Origin of the sequence: Variovorax sp. CAN15, assembly GCF_030462475.1 — a bacterium.
Taxonomy (GTDB): Bacteria; Pseudomonadota; Gammaproteobacteria; order Burkholderiales; family Burkholderiaceae_C; genus Variovorax.
On record NZ_JASMRZ010000163.1, the window covers coordinates 1 to 3,224 of the forward strand.

Sequence of the window (3,224 nt, forward strand, 5' to 3'; positions counted from 1 at the left end):
ATCCAATCTTCGGCGCATCCAATCTTCGGCGCGATGGACTCGATGGCCGCCCACAGCGACGGGTACTCCCCCCGGTGCTCCTGCACCATCCTCACCGCGCGCTCACGCACCTCGGGCGAGAACTTGTTTGACTTGCTCATGGCTCAATCCTCTCAGAGTGTTGAGCCTCCTCAAAACCCGGGGCGATTCAGAATGGTGAGCAATAAGCCAAAAGCAAGCACTACCAACTAAATCACCTACCGAAAGAGCTCTTCAAAAATCTCTTGGAGTTCGCTAAGACGCCCAGCCACCAACGGCCGGCTCAGCGCTATAGCTTCGTCAGAATTCGTGACTAAGTTCGAAGCTGCAAGCGCTCGCTCCGGCTTAGATCCTGAAGTCGGAGCAGCAGACGGATAATAGTCTTCGATAGCACCTCGCGCGAGAACGCAAATTCCTTCGGCTCGCAGTGCATCCAAAACTGGAACCAACGCTGCAGCAGCATCTGTGTCCGCTTCGCAAGCCTGCATGCGCGCGATCTCCCGCTCCCATGCAAATAGACCATCCAGCAACGCCAGTGTCTCGTCGTCAACCTGACGAGAAGCCTGAACTGCGCGAAGAGTTTCTTTCGCGATGTCGTATTTCGCCTTCCAAGACTCTTGCTGAACCCTAGCTTTGATCTGACGGGCCTTGGGCTCCGCGACCGTGCCAAGCACAGCGATCCTGGCGTCTATCTGATGAAGCATTGTTTGCCGAAGAGCGGCGACATCAGCGCTGGCACCAAGATGTTGATACCCCTCGAAGAGAGCATCGAGATCCGCAACCACCTTAACCTCAATACCAAAGGCAGAGAAGAATCTTCTGAACTTCGCGAAGTTTCCTTTGCCGGATACACGAACGAGTGTTACATTCCTTTTATCGAAGTCCCAATCCAGATTCAGTATCTTCGCAACATGCCGACAATAAGCATCGTCTGACTCACCTTCAAAGAGAATTACTCGTTGGCTAAAAAAAGCAGCATCGGCATTTTCAAAACGAGCTAGCTGAAATACTTCTGCACTCGTAGGATCTAGATCAAAGTTAACCGGATAGAGAACTCCCTCGGGCTTCGCTTCCGCTACTGCTCGCTTAGCAACACGCACGAACGCAGCGGTCACTCCCGGCGCAAAGAACAACGGCGAGTGCGTCGTTAGCGCAACTTGATGTGAGCTTGCAATGCGCGCCAATGTGTTGAACAGAACCCGCTGCGACTTAGGATGCAGGTAAAGCTCTGGCTCTTCGAAAAGAAAAAACAAAGGCCGTGAAACCGCACCCTCATTCTGGGCCGCCTGCACCTGCTCCTCAAGGTGAAGGACATACGCCTGCAAGAGTGCGAACGTCAACGACCTCTTTATGCCATCACCTTTGTTCTCTATCAGGTCGCGCGAACCGTCATCAATATAAATTTGGGCGGTGCTCAGGATGGTTTTTAGTTCCGGAGGCGGTATGTTGAGCTCCACTCTTACGCTGGGGAAATTTTCTCCAAGGAGCGATTCAACACGCGACTCAAGGGATTGCACTTTGGGGTGCCGTTTATCTACTACTCGATTCCCTTCAGTTACACGATTGAACAAAGCATTCAGTATCGACAATGATCGCTCTACATCTTCCAAATCCGGCGTCATGTCTTCAAGCAGCAGAGACAGCAGTCGTCCAAAGGACGTCGACTGTGTCGTTTTGAGGTCGTCGCTCAGGTTCTTGACTGCAGGGATGTAGATTGCCTCAGGCAACAACATCGAGATAGACGGTGCAATTCCCGAAGGCAAAGGCCCTTCGATCATTTCCATTTCTTCCCTCGGTAGCTCCTCGACCCTCTGCTGCAGAAAAGCCTTGGCCGCCGTCAATGTAGGAATAGTCTCTGGCATCGCTGCTATGAATTCAGGATACGCGCGAACCACCGTCTCTCGTATCGCGGCGCCTCTTAGCCCAGCGAGCTCAGCGTCAATCGCTTCCGGCCGAAGGCGAACGTCTCGCGGAGCCAGACGATACGCTGCCACTTCAACTCGCTCTGTCGGCCTGTAGCGTACACACAGGGTCAAACCGTCATTGACTACGATGGCGCCAATCCTCGCTCTGTGCTCGGGAGCCAGCCTAGCAAGGTGCCGTTCACTCACATCGGTGAAATGAACAATGAATTCAACTGGCTCTGTCGGATCATAAAAATGACTTAACGGCAGCTGCGCTGGGCGATTTAGAGCCGTGACAACCGCCTGGAGAACTGAGGATTTTCCTGCGTTGTTTTCTCCTACCAAGCAGCAAAATCGCATCGGCTCGAACACCTGATGACGCAGGCTCTTAAAGTTGGAGATAGTTATTTTCTCAAGCCTCACGGTGGCCTCCCTCGACAGCAAAGGAGACGTCCGAGAGCCAAAGGAAAGCCACAACGGCCAAGCTCGCCGCTTTCCAAAGCATCTTTCGATCCATATCTTTGCGGTACCTTGCAATACGACAACAAAGCTCTTCGATTTTTCGAGCGGTGTTGACCACTACCAAACGGCATCCAACGCCGGCAAGAACTTCCGCTCCGCGAGCCGCTGAAACCCGTTAGGAGTGGGATGCAGCTCGTTTGCCCACTGATCCATCGCCAGCGTACCTGCCGTCTTCAACGCAACGATCCTTCCCAAGCTGGGCTCAGCCGCCAACGCGTCCTGTGCCTTGCCGAAGGCAGTCACCAAGTCTGCGAATAGATCCTTGCGCAGCGAGACAGGAACGCTGCATTTCTCCATCGGCACCTTGAGCCAGTCGGCAGGCCCAAAAACGCCCTCTCCCGTGGCGTATGCGTCGTCATAGTTGTGAAGCACGACCACGGCGGTCGGGTTGTAGGTCCTGAAGATTTTGATGAGCCTTCGGTAGTGCCCGATGATCTTTTCCAGTGCCTTCGATGGCTGGTCATCGGCGTAGCACGCTGGAACTGACTGGCAGGCCGAACAGTTGGCCTTGATCAGCTTCGGGAAGTTCGTCTGGCCCACGATGAATCGCCCCGGGTTTTGAGGAGGCTCAACACTCTGAGAGGATTGAGCCATGAGCAAGTCAAACAAGTTCTCGCCCGAGGTGCGTGAGCGCGCGGTGAGGATGGTGCAGGAGCACCGGGGGGAGTACCCGTCGCTGTGGGCGGCCATCGAGTCCATCGCGCCGAAGATTGGATGTGTCCCGCAGACCTTGAACGAATGGGTCAAGCGCGCCGAGGTCGACACCGGCGTTCGTGAAGG

The 3,224-nt window shown here is 54.5% G+C and carries 2 protein-coding genes and 2 pseudogenes; 1 reads left to right on the top strand and 3 read right to left on the bottom strand.

Annotated features, from left to right (window positions below):
- From QMO14_RS32965 to QMO14_RS32975, 3 genes and pseudogenes are all read right to left on the bottom strand, one after another.
- Positions 1-140: pseudogene (locus QMO14_RS32965) on the bottom strand (IS3 family transposase); the annotation flags it as partial.
- A 96-nt stretch (positions 141-236) separates the two neighbouring features.
- The gene (locus tag QMO14_RS32970) at positions 237-2,345 is read right to left on the bottom strand and encodes an ATP-dependent endonuclease (RefSeq protein ID WP_301512331.1); all 2,109 of its coding nucleotides are present in this window, start codon (positions 2,343-2,345) and stop codon (positions 237-239) included.
- A 156-nt stretch (positions 2,346-2,501) separates the two neighbouring features.
- Positions 2,502-2,984: a hypothetical protein gene (locus tag QMO14_RS32975; protein ID WP_301512332.1), complete on the bottom strand. Its 483-nt coding sequence runs from the start codon at positions 2,982-2,984 to the stop codon at positions 2,502-2,504.
- A 52-nt stretch (positions 2,985-3,036) separates the two neighbouring features.
- On the opposite strand from QMO14_RS32975, the pseudogene QMO14_RS32980 reads away from it, so the two are divergent.
- A pseudogene (locus tag QMO14_RS32980) lies at positions 3,037-3,224 on the top strand (IS3 family transposase); the annotation flags it as partial.